The 14,835-nt window shown below is 58.1% G+C and carries 15 protein-coding genes; 4 read left to right on the top strand and 11 right to left on the bottom strand.

The features are described 5' to 3' along the window. The first annotated feature begins 165 nt into the window (after window positions 1–165). Window positions 166–1,068, top strand: a complete 903-nt coding sequence (locus SIB42_RS09310) for a DMT family transporter (protein WP_067097928.1) — start codon at window positions 166–168, stop codon at window positions 1,066–1,068. Here the strand turns inward: SIB42_RS09310 and SIB42_RS09305 are convergent. From SIB42_RS09305 to SIB42_RS09295, 3 genes are all read right to left on the bottom strand, one after another. After that, window positions 1,059–1,466, bottom strand: coding sequence for a hypothetical protein (locus SIB42_RS09305; protein ID WP_231856494.1), 408 nt, complete (start codon window positions 1,464–1,466; stop codon window positions 1,059–1,061). The two genes, SIB42_RS09310 and SIB42_RS09305, sit on opposite strands and share 10 nt — an antisense overlap. Window positions 1,467–1,687: 221 nt before the next feature. Then, window positions 1,688–2,050, bottom strand: a complete 363-nt coding sequence (locus SIB42_RS09300; RefSeq protein WP_067097931.1) for a DUF2834 domain-containing protein — start codon at window positions 2,048–2,050, stop codon at window positions 1,688–1,690. A gap of 640 nt (window positions 2,051–2,690) precedes the next feature. Continuing rightward, a complete protein-coding gene (locus SIB42_RS09295; protein ID WP_067097933.1) occupies window positions 2,691–2,918 on the bottom strand; it encodes a hypothetical protein in 228 nt (75 codons plus the stop codon). Window positions 2,919–3,085: 167 nt separating this feature from the next. Here SIB42_RS09295 and ruvA point away from each other — a divergent pair, with 167 nt between their 5' ends. Genes ruvA through SIB42_RS09280 form a run of 3 tightly spaced genes read left to right on the top strand, consistent with a single transcriptional unit; the run spans window position 3,086 to window position 4,462 of the window. Then, window positions 3,086–3,733 (top strand): Holliday junction branch migration protein RuvA, encoded by a 648-nt coding sequence (gene ruvA, locus SIB42_RS09290; protein WP_067097936.1) that lies wholly within the window; start codon window positions 3,086–3,088, stop codon window positions 3,731–3,733. A gap of 55 nt (window positions 3,734–3,788) precedes the next feature. Next, a complete protein-coding gene (rpsO, locus tag SIB42_RS09285; protein ID WP_067097939.1) occupies window positions 3,789–4,058 on the top strand; it encodes a 30S ribosomal protein S15 in 270 nt (89 codons plus the stop codon). 26 nt (window positions 4,059–4,084) lie between these two features. Beyond that, complete coding sequence (locus SIB42_RS09280) at window positions 4,085–4,462, top strand: PAM68 family protein (protein WP_067097941.1); 378 nt, start codon at window positions 4,085–4,087, stop codon at window positions 4,460–4,462. A 12-nt stretch (window positions 4,463–4,474) separates the two neighbouring features. On the opposite strand, the gene SIB42_RS09275 is transcribed toward SIB42_RS09280, so the two are convergent. From SIB42_RS09275 to trpD, 8 genes are all read right to left on the bottom strand, one after another. Then, on the bottom strand, window positions 4,475–7,996 hold the full coding sequence (locus SIB42_RS09275) for a DNA polymerase III subunit alpha (protein ID WP_067097945.1): 3,522 nt from the start codon (window positions 7,994–7,996) through the stop codon (window positions 4,475–4,477). Window positions 7,997–8,085: 89 nt separating this feature from the next. Then, complete coding sequence (gene gatA / locus SIB42_RS09270; protein ID WP_067097948.1) at window positions 8,086–9,549, bottom strand: Asp-tRNA(Asn)/Glu-tRNA(Gln) amidotransferase subunit GatA; 1,464 nt, start codon at window positions 9,547–9,549, stop codon at window positions 8,086–8,088. A 59-nt stretch (window positions 9,550–9,608) separates the two neighbouring features. Beyond that, entirely contained in the window at window positions 9,609–9,854 is a 246-nt protein-coding gene (locus SIB42_RS09265; protein WP_067097951.1) for a DUF1816 domain-containing protein, read from the bottom strand. A 100-nt stretch (window positions 9,855–9,954) separates the two neighbouring features. Then, a complete protein-coding gene (rlmB, locus tag SIB42_RS09260; RefSeq protein WP_082825106.1) occupies window positions 9,955–11,577 on the bottom strand; it encodes a 23S rRNA (guanosine(2251)-2'-O)-methyltransferase RlmB in 1,623 nt (540 codons plus the stop codon). 11 nt (window positions 11,578–11,588) lie between these two features. Then, window positions 11,589–11,999 carry a ribonuclease III domain-containing protein gene (locus SIB42_RS09255; RefSeq protein WP_067097964.1) on the bottom strand — a complete coding sequence of 137 codons (411 nt, stop codon included), beginning with the start codon at window positions 11,997–11,999 and terminating at the stop codon, window positions 11,589–11,591. Continuing rightward, window positions 11,996–12,343 (bottom strand): STAS domain-containing protein, encoded by a 348-nt coding sequence (locus tag SIB42_RS09250; protein WP_074160780.1) that lies wholly within the window; start codon window positions 12,341–12,343, stop codon window positions 11,996–11,998. Before SIB42_RS09250 ends, SIB42_RS09255 begins: the two co-directional genes overlap by 4 nt. A gap of 88 nt (window positions 12,344–12,431) precedes the next feature. Next, entirely contained in the window at window positions 12,432–13,574 is a 1,143-nt protein-coding gene (gene carA / locus SIB42_RS09245) for a glutamine-hydrolyzing carbamoyl-phosphate synthase small subunit (RefSeq protein WP_067097969.1), read from the bottom strand. Between the two features lie 34 nt (window positions 13,575–13,608). After that, window positions 13,609–14,655: an anthranilate phosphoribosyltransferase gene (gene trpD / locus SIB42_RS09240; protein ID WP_067098156.1), complete on the bottom strand. Its 1,047-nt coding sequence runs from the start codon at window positions 14,653–14,655 to the stop codon at window positions 13,609–13,611. Window positions 14,656–14,835 lie beyond the last annotated feature (180 nt).

The following is a 14,835-nucleotide window of genomic DNA, read 5'->3' as shown; positions in this document are numbered from 1 at the left end:
CCCGTCGATCGCAATTGCTGCTTCGAGCTCAAGACGATCCAAACAACGGACGGGAACCATGAACCATGGTCTCGCTGATGAATGACTCGGACTGATCCCTCAACACAGGGCTCGATCAGGAACAAGTCCGGTGGCATCGTTGAGAACTAGCGTTCAGACCGGTGAATGCGAGGCCTGCTGACAACCATCCGCGGATCGCAGTCCCCTGAGGAATGGAAAGCCTGCGTGAGTCTAGTCGGAGCGGCCTTGGCCTTCAGCCTGATGACCGTCTGCGTCAAGCACCTTGGAGGCCGCTTACCCGTGGCTGAGGTCGTGCTGATTCGATCGCTGATCAGCCTCGCGATCACGCTCACCATGTTGAGGCAATTGGGAGTCTCCCCTTGGGGGCATCAGAGGGTATTACTGCTGGTCAGAGGTGTACTCGGCACTGGCGCACTGCTGATGTTTTTCCAAGCTATTTCCAGCCTGCCTCTGGCCGCAGCCACCCTCCTTCAGTACACCTACCCGACCCTCACGACGGTTTGCGCCTGGGCCTTGCTGCGGGAACCGATCCGCAAGCGCATCAGCCTGGCGGTGCTGCTGGGGCTATTCGGTGTTCTGCTTGTGGTGCAGCCCGAATGGGCAGGACAGTCGATGGCAGGACTTCCACCGTTTTCAGCACTGATCGGACTTGGTGGAGCCCTGTTAACGGCACTCGCTTACGTAAGCGTCCGCCAACTTTCTGTGCGGGAGCATCCTCTGGTAATCGTGTTCTATTTCCCGCTCGTCTCCGTCCCAGCGACCTTGCCATTGCTGGTGAACAATCTGGTGCTACCGACGGGAAGCGACTGGCTGTGGTTACTGGGGGTCGGCCTGCTCACACAGATTGGGCAGGTTTGGCTGACCGAAGGCCTGGCGACACTCCCTGCGGCGCGCGCAACCTCCATCAATTACGTGCAGGTGGTGTTCGCCACTCTCTGGGGAGTGTTGATCTTTGCTGAACCGGTGACCGGCACCGTCATCGTCGGTGCACTTTGCGTGCTCGGAGCCACTCTGATCAGCCTGAGCGCAAAACAACGTCAGGCTTGATCGATCGCCAGTGGATAAGTGATCCAGGTCTGCGAACTGCCGTCATCGGAACCACTCGGCAATGCCAGACGCCAGCTCTGGCCGCGTTCCCCTCGCTCAAGAAACAGCTCGAAGGGACTATCGACCTTGATCGCATCTCCAGGCAGTCGCCAATCGAAGCGTCCGATGAGGTGCACGCCTTTCTGATCACCAATGCTCAGACTCTCTTGCTCCTCAAGGCGGACCCTGGTGACCTCTGGAGCCCCGGAGGCATCAAGATCCAACGACTGGGCGATTGCACTCTGGGTGAGCTGAATTTGCTGACCAAGAGCGCTGAGGATCACAGCGCGAGGCGGACGATCGCCAAATGAACAGGAGGTCAGGCCGAGACTGATCAGACACATCAGAAACAAGGACAGAAGCGCCCTGGGCGCGCTGCGTAGAGATTGAATCACTGCAAAACGGAGTGGACAATCAGACGCATGGACATCTGAAATCTCGCTGACCTGGATACCAGTCATTGGTGGTGTTTGGAGCAATCACACGGAGTTACAGGTTCAGGCTAACGGCAGCCCGAATCCTGTAACCACACTGGTCAGACCGAGGGTGAGAACGGCCTGCCTCTGCGCTCCAGCAACGACTAGTCAGACGCCGACGCAGCAGCCATGTTCCGCTCCCTGTTGAACATGAACAGACCGAACGAAAAAGCAAAGGAAATAGCAAACGTCACGGCGATATAGAGATACCAAAACTTCATTTTTAGCCGTATCCCTTCCGCTGCATAAAAAACAAACGATGCAATCAGCACAAGCGTGAGGTCAGCTGCAATAAAGCCCGCAGAGGCATTGGCCCAGACGCCCTGGGAGAACAAATTAACGATTTCAATTGGATCCGTTAAACCCAGCGCTTCCGTTTCCTGAATGAATTGATAAATGCAATACCAAGGCCACGCAATACCAGCCAACGCAGTAGCCCCATAAAGGCCAAGCCTTAATTTAGCCATGTTTTACACTCTAATTCATCACAATCTCACACAACAAGAGCCATTCAGGTAACCAAAGCTACAAAGACACAGAAAGACTTTGATTCGGCAATTAATTCAAAAGCGAATTCGGGATTGGATCAAAAAGTAGAATTATGAATTAACTCATCAAAAAGGTAATACAGAAAACCACATCAATCACAAAAAAATCAACGGTCTGAACCGGCCCAAAGACCTTCATGAGAACCATGTAAGGGATGTCCAGGATGCTGCCGCCCCTCGGCGTAATACAGCTTTTCAGCCATAAGATCTCCGACCATCGGCCTTGCAGTCGACTTAGCAGGGATGACCATCAGAGCAAGAGCAGCAAGAGATGCCAAAAATTTCATGTGTCATCACCGGGAAAGACTCTGGAAAAACAAATTCGCGGATAATCGGAACAATCCAGACTTTCGATCCACGTCATGCTCAAAAATAGGGATTGATGTCATTCAAATCAGACCAGAACCGACTGATTCGGTGTAATCCCGACTCAAGTCAACGTGAAGTGTGGAGAGCCGCCATCAGAGGTACGGTCGACGACCCGAAACATCCTCAAGATCAGGTCATTTTCATTGCTTGATACCGTTCAAGCATGTATTTCATGAAATAATTAGGAATATCATTGAACTTTTAGGAATTGACAAATCAACAGCAATAACGCCAACTTCCAGCATGAACAGAACCACCTCAACATCAGGGAAACAAAAGATTCAAACCAAATCGAGTCCACCGCACCACAGTCTTTGAACTGGCGACGAATCACCCCAACGCCGCCGCTATTTGCGCAGCCTGACTGACCAGGAGCACTGCGAAAAGAATCAGCCCAGCTGAAGCCGTCTTGATCCAAGCCGACATCTATTAATGCCTTCACCCTGACAACAAAAGCTGGATCACCACTGCTTCTCAGCCAGGCCGCCGAGCTTCAATCTGGCATTCATCAACCTGAGTGGCTCTGAATTCAGTTTTTACGGGCATCATTGGTGACGGTCAGAATTCAACAGACAGGGGCATTTCATGATCGGCTGGCTTCGGGGTGAACGGATCCAGGCCTGGGAGCAGGGCGGCCGCCGGGGCGTCGTGATCGCCTGTTCAGGGGTCGGTTATGAAGTGCAGCTGACCAAACGCGACCAGCAAACTCAGATCGGTGACAGCTGCACCGTCTGGATCCATCAGGTTCAGCGAGACGACGGTTCGACGCTCTATGGATTCCCCCAGCAACGGGACCGTGATTTGTTCCGAACCCTGATTGCGGTGAATGGAGTTGGTCCCCAGATGGCTCTCTCGCTGCTCGATTGCTGCGCAGCAACTGAACTCGTGATGGCGATCATTGAAGGGGACCTGAAGCGGCTGACGCAGGCTCAGGGGGTCGGCAAACGCACTGCTGAACGCATCGCAGTGGAACTCCGGGATCGCCTTGGCTCCTGGGCGCCTGAGGCCAACGAGGCGTCTCTATCGCTTGTTGATCGCAGCGACGTGAAAGCTCTGCCAATCCAGCCTGATTCCCTGCAGGAACTTCAACTCACCCTCGAGACTCTCGGCTATGAGGACCTCGAGATCCGACGGGCCATGCGAGCTGTCGCCAGCAGTTCCGAGGTGCCTGAAGACAACGACAATGAAGGATGGCTGCGTGCCAGTTTGCGTTGGCTCAGCGAATCGGCTTAACGGGACCGCGGGAAGGTAAGTTGGTTCTTTGCACTGTCTGGGCCAGACGCCGCGCATGTCGCTCGATACCACCGAAAAGCAGCAGCTGATCAACACCCACCAGACCCATGCCACCGATACCGGATCGGCTGAGGTTCAAGTGGCGATGCTGAGCGAGCGCATCTCGAAGCTCAGTAGCCACCTGCAGCAGAACAACCACGACTACTCCTCGCGTCAGGGGCTGTTGAAGATGATTGGTCGCCGCAAGCGCCTGCTCAGCTATGTGAGAGGCAAGAGTGAACAGCGTTACAGCAGCCTGATCGCCAAACTGGGTATCCGCGGCTGAACCGCATCCCAGAATCTGCATGAGTCATGGCTGAAAAGCGCGATCCTCTTCCTTTTGAACCGCGTCGTTCAGCTGCAGAGACAACCCGGAATCAAGCGATTCCTAGAGAAGTAGCCAACCGTATGGCCCGACGCGTCGCCATTGCCACAGGGGTTCCTTCCCTGATGGGAATGGCCGTTTTTGTGATCAGTTACCTCGTGGTGAGTCGAGGCATTCTTGATGTCCCGCCAAGCATCACCCTGCTGGGATCGGGCTTCTTCTTCCTTTTAGGTCTGGTCGGCCTGAGCTACGGAGTGCTGTCGGCAAGCTGGGAACCTCAGCCAGGAACGTTTCTGGGCCTGGAGCACCTAAAGCCCAACCTGCAACGTCTGCGCAGCTCGATCAAAGCCCAGAAGCAGGCTTAATCGAATTCAGCATTAACGCATCAACGGGTCGCTGCAGCTGACGGTGAAAGCACTGTTCTGCAGATGTTGCTGAGCCGCGACCGCATCCTTTACGCAGAACTGGGGGCCAAGACGTACATAGCGCACGTCCGGGCCTCGACGCACCGCTGCCACCACGGGAACGCGCACACCCAGCTCATCCTGGTCAGGACGATGGGCCTGGAGACATTCCCTCAGCTTGTGCTGAACCGCCACATCAGAGGCCTGATCAGGGTCGAGTTCCACCAAAAGCAAACGCAAATCATCAATCGCGCGGCAGTCATCCACGATCAACTGCACCCGTTCGTCGCGTCGATCCACAGCGGCCCAGACCAGAAGCCTGGCCTCGGCCATCAGGTGATCGGAGAGCCGCGCATAACTTTTCGGGAACACCACGGCTTCACAGGAACCGGTGAGGTCCTCGAGCTGAAGAATCGCCATGCGGTCACCTTTGCGCGTCGTGACCTGACGCATCTCACTCACCATCGCGATGGCGCTGACCTTCGCCTTGTCTGCTTGTTCTTCCAAGCTGGCCAGTCCGATCGGTGCCAGCAGACGGGCGGGGGCGGTGAGCTGCTTGAGCGGATGATCGGAGAGATAAAACCCCACCAGGTCCTTTTCCAGCTTCAGTTTTTCGCTGGGGTGATAGTCCTTCACAGGAGCTGCCTTGGGAGCAAGGCTCAGGTCCGTGCTGGCTTCAGCTTCATCCTCAGCAGGAGCCGCCATCAGATCAAACAGATTGCCCTGACCACTGGCACGATCCCTTGCCCGGGATCCGGCCCAGTCGATCAGAAGATCAAGATCGGCGATCAATTGGGCGCGGTTGGCCTCAGGCTCCAGCGCGTCGAGTGCTCCGCAGTGAATCAACGATTCCAGGCTGCGCCGGTTGACCACACTGGAGGGAACCCGGTCACAGAGATCAGCGAGTGACTGGAACACGCCATCGGTTTGCCTAGAGCGAATCAGGGCACGGATCGCACCGTCGCCAAGATTGCGCACCGCCGATAGCCCGAAGAGGATTCGGCTGTCCCTAGGGGTGAAATCGGTACCGGAGGCATTCACATCCGGCGGCATCACTTCGATGCCCATGGCGTTGCAGTTGGAGATGTAGCGCTGAACCTTGTCGCTAGCTCCGGCATTCACTGTGAGCAGCGCTGCCATGTACGCCACTGGATAGTGAGCCTTGAGATAAGCGGTTTGATATGTCACCGCTCCATAGGCCGTGGAATGGCTCTTGTTGAAGCAGTACTCGGCGAACAAGACCATCTGGTCGAACAACTCGTCGGCGACCTTGGTGTCAACGCCACGCTCCGTGGCTCCCTTCACAAAGATGCCGCGATGCTTTTGCATCTCCGAGACTTTTTTCTTGCCCATGGCGCGACGCAGCAGATCCGCCTCGCCAAGGGAGTAGCCGGCCAAGTCCTGCGCAATGCGCATGATCTGCTCCTGGTACACCATGATTCCGTAGGTCTCGCTCAGAATCGGCTCCAGCGTGCTGTGGGCGAAGTCGATCGCTTCACGGCCGTGCTTGCGGTTGATGAACTTAGGAATCAGGCCAGCATCCAGTGGACCTGGTCGATAAAGCGCCAGGATCGAGGAGATATCTTCCAGGGATGAGGGCTTCAGATCACGCACGATCTGGCGCATCCCTGTGGACTCGAGCTGGAAAATACCCTCGAGGTCACCGCGGGCCAGAAGATCGAAGGTCCCCTGATCTTCAGGGGGCAACTGATCGGGGTCGATCCGTTGGCCACTGGTCTGCTCGACAAGCTCGAGGGTCTTGTCGATCATCGTGAGGTTTTTGAGGCCAAGGAAGTCCATCTTCAGCAGACCCATCGACTCGACGTCTTCCATGAAGTACTGCGTGATCACCTGGCCGTCGTTATTGCGCTGAAGAGGGACCAGTTCGTCGAGGGGATCAGCGGCAATCACCACGCCCGCGGCATGAACGCCGAATGTTTTGTTGGTTCCTTCTATGCGCATGGCCATGTCAACCCAGCGCTTCACGATGGGATCCTTCTCGTAGCGCTCCTTGAAGTCGGGATTCGGCGACTCATCGCCGATCATGGCTTTTAGTTTGGCGGGCTTGCCCCTGACCACAGGGATCAGCTTGGCCAGACGGTCCGCATCTCCGTAGGGAATATCGAGAACGCGGGCCACATCCTTCAACACGGCCTTCGAGGTCATGCGGTTGAACGTGATGATCTGAGCCACCTTTTCATCGCCGTAGCGGCGCGTGACGTAATCGATCACCTCGCCCCGGCGCTCAATGCAGAAGTCGGTGTCGATATCAGGCATCGACTTACGTTCCGGATTGAGAAAACGCTCGAACAACAGACCGTTGCTCACGGGATCAATGTTGGTGATCCCAAGGGCGTAGGCCACCAGTGAGCCTGCAGCCGAACCACGACCCGGACCCACAGGGATGCTCTGTTCACGAGCGAAACGGATGTAATCCCAGACAACCAGGAAATAGGTGGGAAAGCCCATCTGTTCCATGATCTTGAGTTCGTGCACCATCCGCTCGGCGTAAACCTCCTCGATGGTGTCTGCAGCTATCAGGCCAAGACGGTCACGCAAGCCCTGCTCTGTGACCTCACGCAGATAGGTGACCGGGGTATGGCCATCAGGAATCGGAAAACGGGGCATCTGATAGCGGCCCAGGATGTCGTAGTCCTCGACTTTTTCTGCGACGGCAACAGTGTTGGCAATCGCTTCCCGCACCACCTCAGGCTCGAGGTGATCTGCGAAGAGATGGCCCATCTCCTCTTCAGATTTGAGGTATTCGGTGCCGGTATAGCGAAGACGTTTTTCGTCGCTGATTAGTTTGCCCGTGAGCACGCACAACAGTGCGTCATGGGCCTCCACATCATTACGAGTGAGGTAGTGAGCGTCGTTGGTGGCAACAACCTTGATGCCCAGTTCACGGGCGATCTTGACTATCTCCACATTGACGATGCGATCTTCCGGCGAGCCGTGGTCTTGAATCTCCAGGTAGAAGTCGTCACCGAAAACGCTCTGGTACCAGCGGGCAACATCGCGGGCCACATCAGGTCGTTCGCGCATGATGGCCTGAGGAATCTCACCGCCCAGGCAGGCTGTGGCAACGATCAGGCCTTCGGAATACTGCGCGAGCAGATGCTTATCAACACAGGCACGTGAAAAAATTCCACGGCCGCGCATTCCACGCAGGTGACTGATGCTGGTGAGCTTGACGAGATTGCGATATCCGACGGCATTTTTGGCAAGCACCACCAGGTGGTATCGACGCTCCTTCTTGGGCTGTGGGTCATCAATTGAACCGTTGATGACATACATCTCGTTGCCGATGATTGGCTTCACACCACTGCTCTTGCAGAGCTTGAGCAGCTCCACAGCGCCGTACATCACCCCATGATCGGTGAGTGCCAATGCCGGCATTCCCAGCTCCTTGGCACGCTCCACCATCTGAGGCAGCTGCGAAGCACCATCCAGCAGGCTGTAGTCGCTGTGGTTGTGAAGGGGGACGAATGCCATGCACCCAGCCTAGGAGCATGCGCAAGATGCAGTGCACAGGCGCCCCAGGAAACACCAGATGCAGTGCCGACCAGGCGAGAAGCCTCGTTTCAAGCAGGCACCAGCCCCGCTTTCGGCCTGGACTTCATCACGTCCGCCGCCTGCTCGTACTGATGAGCCACCTGCAGCAGACGGGGCTCTTCCAGCACATTGCCGATGAGCTGAACCCCGATTGGCAGACCGCCGGCATCAAAGCCGCAGGGCACGCTGATAGCAGGCAGGCCGGCGAGATTGGCCGGAATGGTGAGCAGATCCGACAAGTACATGGCCAGGGGATCATCCGCATGGGCACCGTTTTTGAAGGCGGTGCTGGGAGCCGTGGGCGTCAACAGCACATCCACCGACTGAAAGGCCACGTCAAAGTCGCACCGAATCAGCGTTCTCACCTGCTGCGCTTTCTTGTAATAGGCATCGACGTAACCGGCTGACAGGGCATAGGTACCGATCAGAATTCGGCGTTGCACCTCACTGCCGAAACCCTCCGCACGACTTCTGGCAGTCATGGCAGCCAGAGATGTTGCATCCTCGGCCCGATAGCCATATTTGACGCCGTCGTAGCGGGCGAGATTGGCCGATGCCTCCGACGGCGCAATCACGTAATACGTAGCGATGCCATCGTTGAAGCGGGGGCAGCTCACTTCCACCAGTTCGGCGCCAAGAGCCTTGAGCTGATCTGCTGCCGCCAGCACCGACGCCTTCACCTGCGAGTCCAATCCCTCCTGGTCAAAGCATTCGGTGACCAGACCGACCCGCAAACCCTTGATCGGAGCGGCAAGGCCAGCGGTGTAGTCAGGAACAGGAACATTCAGACAGGTCGAATCGCGAGGATCAACTCCTGCCATAACCTGCAGCAGTTCTGCGGCATCCGCCACCGATGAGGTGAACGGTCCTACCTGATCGAGGGAGCTGGCAAAAGCCACCAAGCCATAGCGACTCACGCGCCCGTAGGTGGGCTTGAGACCAACCACCCCGCAGAAGGATGCGGGCTGACGAATCGAACCACCGGTGTCGGAGCCGATGGAGGCCAGACACTCGCCGGCGGCAACAGCAGCGGCACTGCCGCCGGAGCTCCCACCGGGCACATGCTCAGGATTCCAGGGATTGGCGGTGGCACCAAACGCGGACGTTTCGGTTGAGCCACCCATAGCGAATTCATCCAGGTTGGTCTTACCGAGAAGAACCGCTCCGGAGGCCCACAGCCGGTCGGTCACCGTGGATTCATAGGGAGGCACAAACTGCTCGAGCATGCGACTGGAGCAGGTGGTGCGCACGCCCCTGGTGCAGAGATTGTCCTTGATGCCGAGAGGGATCCCAGCCAGGGGCGGCAGATCATCGCCGGCACGACGAGCATCATCAATGCGATCGGCATCAGCACGGGCACGCTCTGCCGTGACTTCAAGAAAAGCATGCACGTCTGGGTCGACCGCTTCAATCCTGGCAAGGTGATGGTCGGTGAGTTCCCTCGCGGACACCTCCCCGTTTGCCAGTTGCTGACGCCATTCGGCGATCGCCATGGTCAGGATTTGCGTGCAGCTGAGACGCTATCAGTCAGATGCGTTCGCATCGGGCTAACTCAGCCCTGGGATTCGATCGTGAACGGTTCGGAACGACGACAGCGCACCAATGAATGATCGAGTGAAGCGGGCGATTCCGAGGACACATCATTCAGAAAAGCCGGGAGCTCCTGCTCCAGGGTGGAGCGGCGCACGAAAGGTCCAAACCAGTAGGTGACGTCTGGTCCATGGGTCTGAACCCTGGCCCACCAAGCCATGCCTAGACCGTTGGCAAGTGAGCGCATCGGTCGGTTCAGAGGGCCCATGGCGGAGCGATAAAGACAAGGTCATTGTGCACTGATTCAACCCTGGCGGAAGGATTCGAACCATCGCTGTTCGGAGTCCCTGAAGTTCACCGCAGCGCGGTCAGAGATCGATGCTGCCTTCAAAGGGTGCCTCGACTGTCTGCGGAAGACGTTCTAGTTGCAAATCAATGCGTGGGTTCTCGGGCGGCACGGGGGAGGCGTCAGGTTCGCTGGAGGGCTGCATCCCAGCGGTATCGGATGCTTCCAACGGCGATGAAGTCCCGTTCTGCGAGGCTTCAATCTGCTCTGATGGCTCTGATGGCGGCGCGGGGAGCTGGGGGCGCACGATGCGGGGAGATGGGGTCTGACCCTTCAGACCCTTCATCCAGCCTCGACGCGCCACCTCATAGAGACAGAGAGCGGTCGCAACCGAGGCATTCAGGCTTGGCGTGACACCCCGCAGTGGGATGCGAATCAACTGATCACAATGGCGACGGGTGAGCATGGACAGTCCCTGGCCCTCAGAACCCGTGACCACCACCAGAGGACCTTCCAGATCAACTTCTTCAAGGGTCTGATCACCTTCCTCGGCAAGGCCGACCACGCGATAGCCAGCATCTTTGAGGGTTTCAAGGGAGCGGTTGAGATTGACCACCCGCGCCACAGGCAGATGTTCCAGTGCACCAGCCGCAACCTTGGCGACGGATCCCGTCAGACCTGCGCTGCGGCGCTGAGGCAGAACCACGCCGTGGGCTCCTAAGGCTTCAGCGGAACGAACGATCGCACCGAGATTGTGGGGATCGGTGAGGCCATCAAGGGCCAGCAGCAGCGGAGGTTCATTGAGCTCGCTGCAGCCATCGATCAAATCAGGAAGATTCAGCGTGTCAGCTGCAGCGGTCTGCAGAGCGATGCCCTGGTGGACGGCACCACCGGTCATCTGAGCCAGACGAGCCCAGGTGACTTCCTCCACAAGAACTCCGGAGGCCTTGGCATCCCGGAGAAGCTGCATAAATTTGGGAGCACTCCTCATCTCACTGGTGCACCAGATGCGATGGATCGGACGACCGGCTTCCAGTGCAGCCTGAGTGGCATGCCGGCCCCAGAGCAGATCATCAGCCACAGGATCAGCAGCATGGGGAGTGGCTTCTCCACGGGGCTGATCATCAACCTGACGATCTCGACGCTCGCCACGGCCGGGGCGAATGCTGCGGGCCTCGCCATCACTGAAGCGACGAGCTCCAGGACGACGGTCTGGGAACCGCCTTTCATCAGAACGACGCCCCTTAAAGCGCTGATCGCCATCACGGCGCTCTTCAGGGCGGCGTCCTTCGAAACGCCGGTCACCATCGCGGCTGTCTTCAAAGCGCCTTGAATTAAAACGCCGATCATCAGAACGACGGTCTTCAAAGCGTCGGTCCCCGTCACGGCGATCACCCTGACGGCGGTCTTCAAAGCGTCGCTCCCATTCACGACGATCGCCTCGGCCAGGAGGTCTTGATGCGTCTCTGGGACCCCCGCGAAATGCACCATTGCGGGACGGTCCACGTCCTCGAAACTCACCATCGCGGGATCCACGCCAGGGGGTATCGCCCCGGCTGTCGTCTCCATCCCGCCGGCGCGATCCTGTCGGGCTGCCATCCACTCTTGTGCGACGACCACGGGGCCCGCCACGAGGCGGTCGACCACCTGCGGAATCACCACCACGGGAGGGGCGAGCGGGGCGGCGATCAAAACGGGAGCTCATGGGATCGATGGTTATGACAGGGCGGATTCGGTCTCCTCGAGTCGATCCAGAAGCTGGGCAAGCCGCGTCGGATTCTGAAGAAAGAGCCAGCCAACCATTGTCTCAAACCCCGTGGCCTTTCCATAGGCCGCAGGGTCTGAACCGCGTGGTCCGCGGCCGGCACGATTGCGGCCACGACGCACAAGATCCTTCTCCTCATCAGTGAGCCAGGGCTCGAGCCGTTTCAAGGCAGCCGCCTGAGCATCGGCCCGAACCTCGGCCACCACCGCTTGGTGCAGATCCTTGGAACGGCCTGCCTGCCGGCAGTGCCGCAAACGTTGATGGAGCTCCCAGACAGCGTCTCCGAGCCAGGCGAGCTGCAAGGGCCCAAGATCAGTGGAGCCTGCCGGCAGAGCGTGTTGAAGCCGGATCCAGTCGCTCAAGCAGCCAGCTGGGTGTAAGCCGTCTCAAGATCATTCACCAGGTGGAGGAACGATTCCAGTCGGACCAGTTTTACGGTCTGGGTCACACGGGCATTGCCAACCACCACGAAGCTGCGCTTGGCGTCTTTGCATTGTTTGGCGAGCTGCACCAGGGCGCCGAGACCGGAGGAATCGAGAAAGTCGATTTTGCTCAGATCAAAGACTGCCGGGAAGGCATTGGCCTTCAAAACATCCATCACGTAAGTGATGAACTGCTTTTCGGAGTAGGCATCCAACTGGCCGGTGAAATGAAACACCAGGCAGCCATCCTTCTGCTCAAAGCCTCCACGGAGCGAAACCGTCAGTCGCTGCAGTTCAGTGATGGGACCAGACCCCCCATGTTGCGTCGTCGTCGTGCGAAGTGTAGTGATGCTCCAACAGACAGACCACGCATCAACGTCGATCCGACATCAGCGAAACGAAACGGGCGAAATGATGGTCGGCATCGTGGGGTCCAGGACTTGCCTCAGGGTGATATTGCACACCAAACAGCGGCTGCTGCCGATGGGCCATCGCTGCAACGGTGCGGTCGTTGAGATTGAGATGGGTCACCTCGATGCTGTCAGCAGGGAGGCTGGCCGCATCCAGGGCAAAACCATGGTTCTGACTGGTGATCTCAACCTGACCCGTGGTGCCGCAAGGATGGTTGAGACCACGATGCCCATAGCCAAGTTTGAAGGTGGTGCCCCCCATGGCCAGTCCAAGAATCTGATGGCCGAGGCAGATGCCGAACAAAGGGAGATCCCGCTGCTGAATCAGACCACGAGCCAGAGCGATCCCATCACTGACGGCCGCCGGATCACCCGGGCCGTTGGACAGAAACACACCCTCAGGCTTGCAATCCAGCACGCTCTGTAGGTCCGTCGAGGCCGGCATGACGGTCACATCACAACCATGACTGACCAATCGATCGAGGATGGCGCGCTTGATGCCGAAATCGATCGCGACAACGCGATACGGACTCTGCGGTCGGCCGCTTTGCAAGCGTCGATCGAAATCAACAGCACAGGTAGTGCTCCAGGCGTAGGAGGTACTTGTCGAAACCCTGTCGGCGAGATTCAAGCCTTCCATTGACGGTGCTGAACGCACCAGCTCAAGCAGCTCAGCCGGCGAGCGTCCATCGGAGCTGATCACACCATTCATGGCGCCTGTTTCACGCAGATGGCGCACCAGAGCGCGGGTATCGATGCCTTGAATACCCACAACGCCATGGGCCGCCAACCAGTCCTGGAGGCTCTGACGGGAGCGCCAATTGCTTGCCTCCGGGGACAACTGTCGGGCGATCAGACCTTGAGCATGCGGCTGATCCGCCTCCTGATCATCAGGATTGACCCCTGTGTTTCCCAGTTCCGGGTAGGTGAACGTGACCAGCTGTCCTGAATAGCTGGGGTCGGTCATCACCTCCTGGTACCCGGTCATGCCGGTGTTGAAAACAACCTCACCGACCACACTGCCGCCAGCGCCACATGGCAGACCGGAGAAGACAGTGCCATCGGCCAGCACTAGCCATGCCGACTCACTGGATGAAGCAGTCATCAGCAGACGAATCCCCTCAACAACGCTGGAGCCCTCATCCTCCCTCGGCGGGGGTCAGGCCCTGGCGCAATTGCTCAAGACGCTTCCAAGCAAGGCCATCGCCAAGAGCCGAAAGAGCTCTCTGCGCACCAGATTTCAGATCCATCTCCACACCCGCCACCCAAAGCACCAGCGCACAGTTGAAAGCAACGACATCGGCCTGGGCTTGAGTGCCGCGCCCCTGGAGTAGATCACTGAGGATCGCCTGATTGCAGGCAAGATCACCACCACGCAGCGCTTCGAGTGGTGCCTCCTGAAGTCCGAGATCACCAGGTGAAATGGACTCTGAACGCAGCACGCCATTTTCAAGAATGCGCAGGGCGTTGGGTCCGGCCAGCGACGCTTCATCCAGACCACCAGCACCGTGAACAACGACGGCTCGCTCCTGGCGAAGACTCTGCAGTGCCTCGACCATCGGATCCAGCAGGTCTTCGGTAGCCACGCCAAGCACCTGACCATTGGGACGCAGAGGGTTCACAAGGGGGCCCAGCAGATTGAACACCGTGCGCACGCCCAGACTGCGGCGAAGTGGAGCCAGGTTCACCAGTGCTGGATGCCATGCCGGCGCAAATAAGAAGGTCACTCCGACCTGAGAGAGAGCATCCACCACCTGAGCCGCAGGTGCCTGCAGATGCAAGCCGAGCCCTTCGAGCACATCCGCTGAGCCCACCTTGCCGCTGGCACTGCGATTGCCATGCTTCGCCACGTTGGCACCGCAGGCTGCAGCTGTAAAAGCCACGGCTGTGGAGATATTGAAGGTGTCCGCACCGTCACCCCCTGTTCCACAGGTATCCACCATCAACAAGTCCGGCCGTGCCCCCGGCAGAGGACAGGCTTCACGCAACACCGCTGCCATGGCACCGAGTTCTCCGCCGTTGACACCACGTGCCCGAATGGCGGCTAAAAACGCCCCTGTTTGCACTGGCGTGAGTTCCTCCGAAAGCCATGCCCTCATCAAGGCCGCTGCCTGATCAGGAACGAGCACTCCGCCGTTGAGCAGAAGTTCCAGTGTCTGAGGCCAGGAAACAGTTGCGGAGACCATGGGAAAAAGAGGCTTGGAGCCTTGGAGATCGACGGACAGAAAAAAGCCCGGGTGCAGATGCACTCCGGGCCGGGTGATGGGGACATCAACACTATCCCTTAAAAAGAATGCGATGGCCAGTTCAACGCCAATCGCAACCCTTCCTGCCGCTTATCGCTCTCCTGAGCACCAGCTCAATGC

Origin of the sequence: Synechococcus sp. MIT S9508 (assembly GCF_047303045.1) — a bacterium.
Classification (GTDB): Bacteria; Cyanobacteriota; Cyanobacteriia; order PCC-6307; family Cyanobiaceae; genus Synechococcus_C.
Note: the sequence above shows the minus strand (reverse complement) of the source record. Positions and strands in the feature narration are given on the sequence as shown.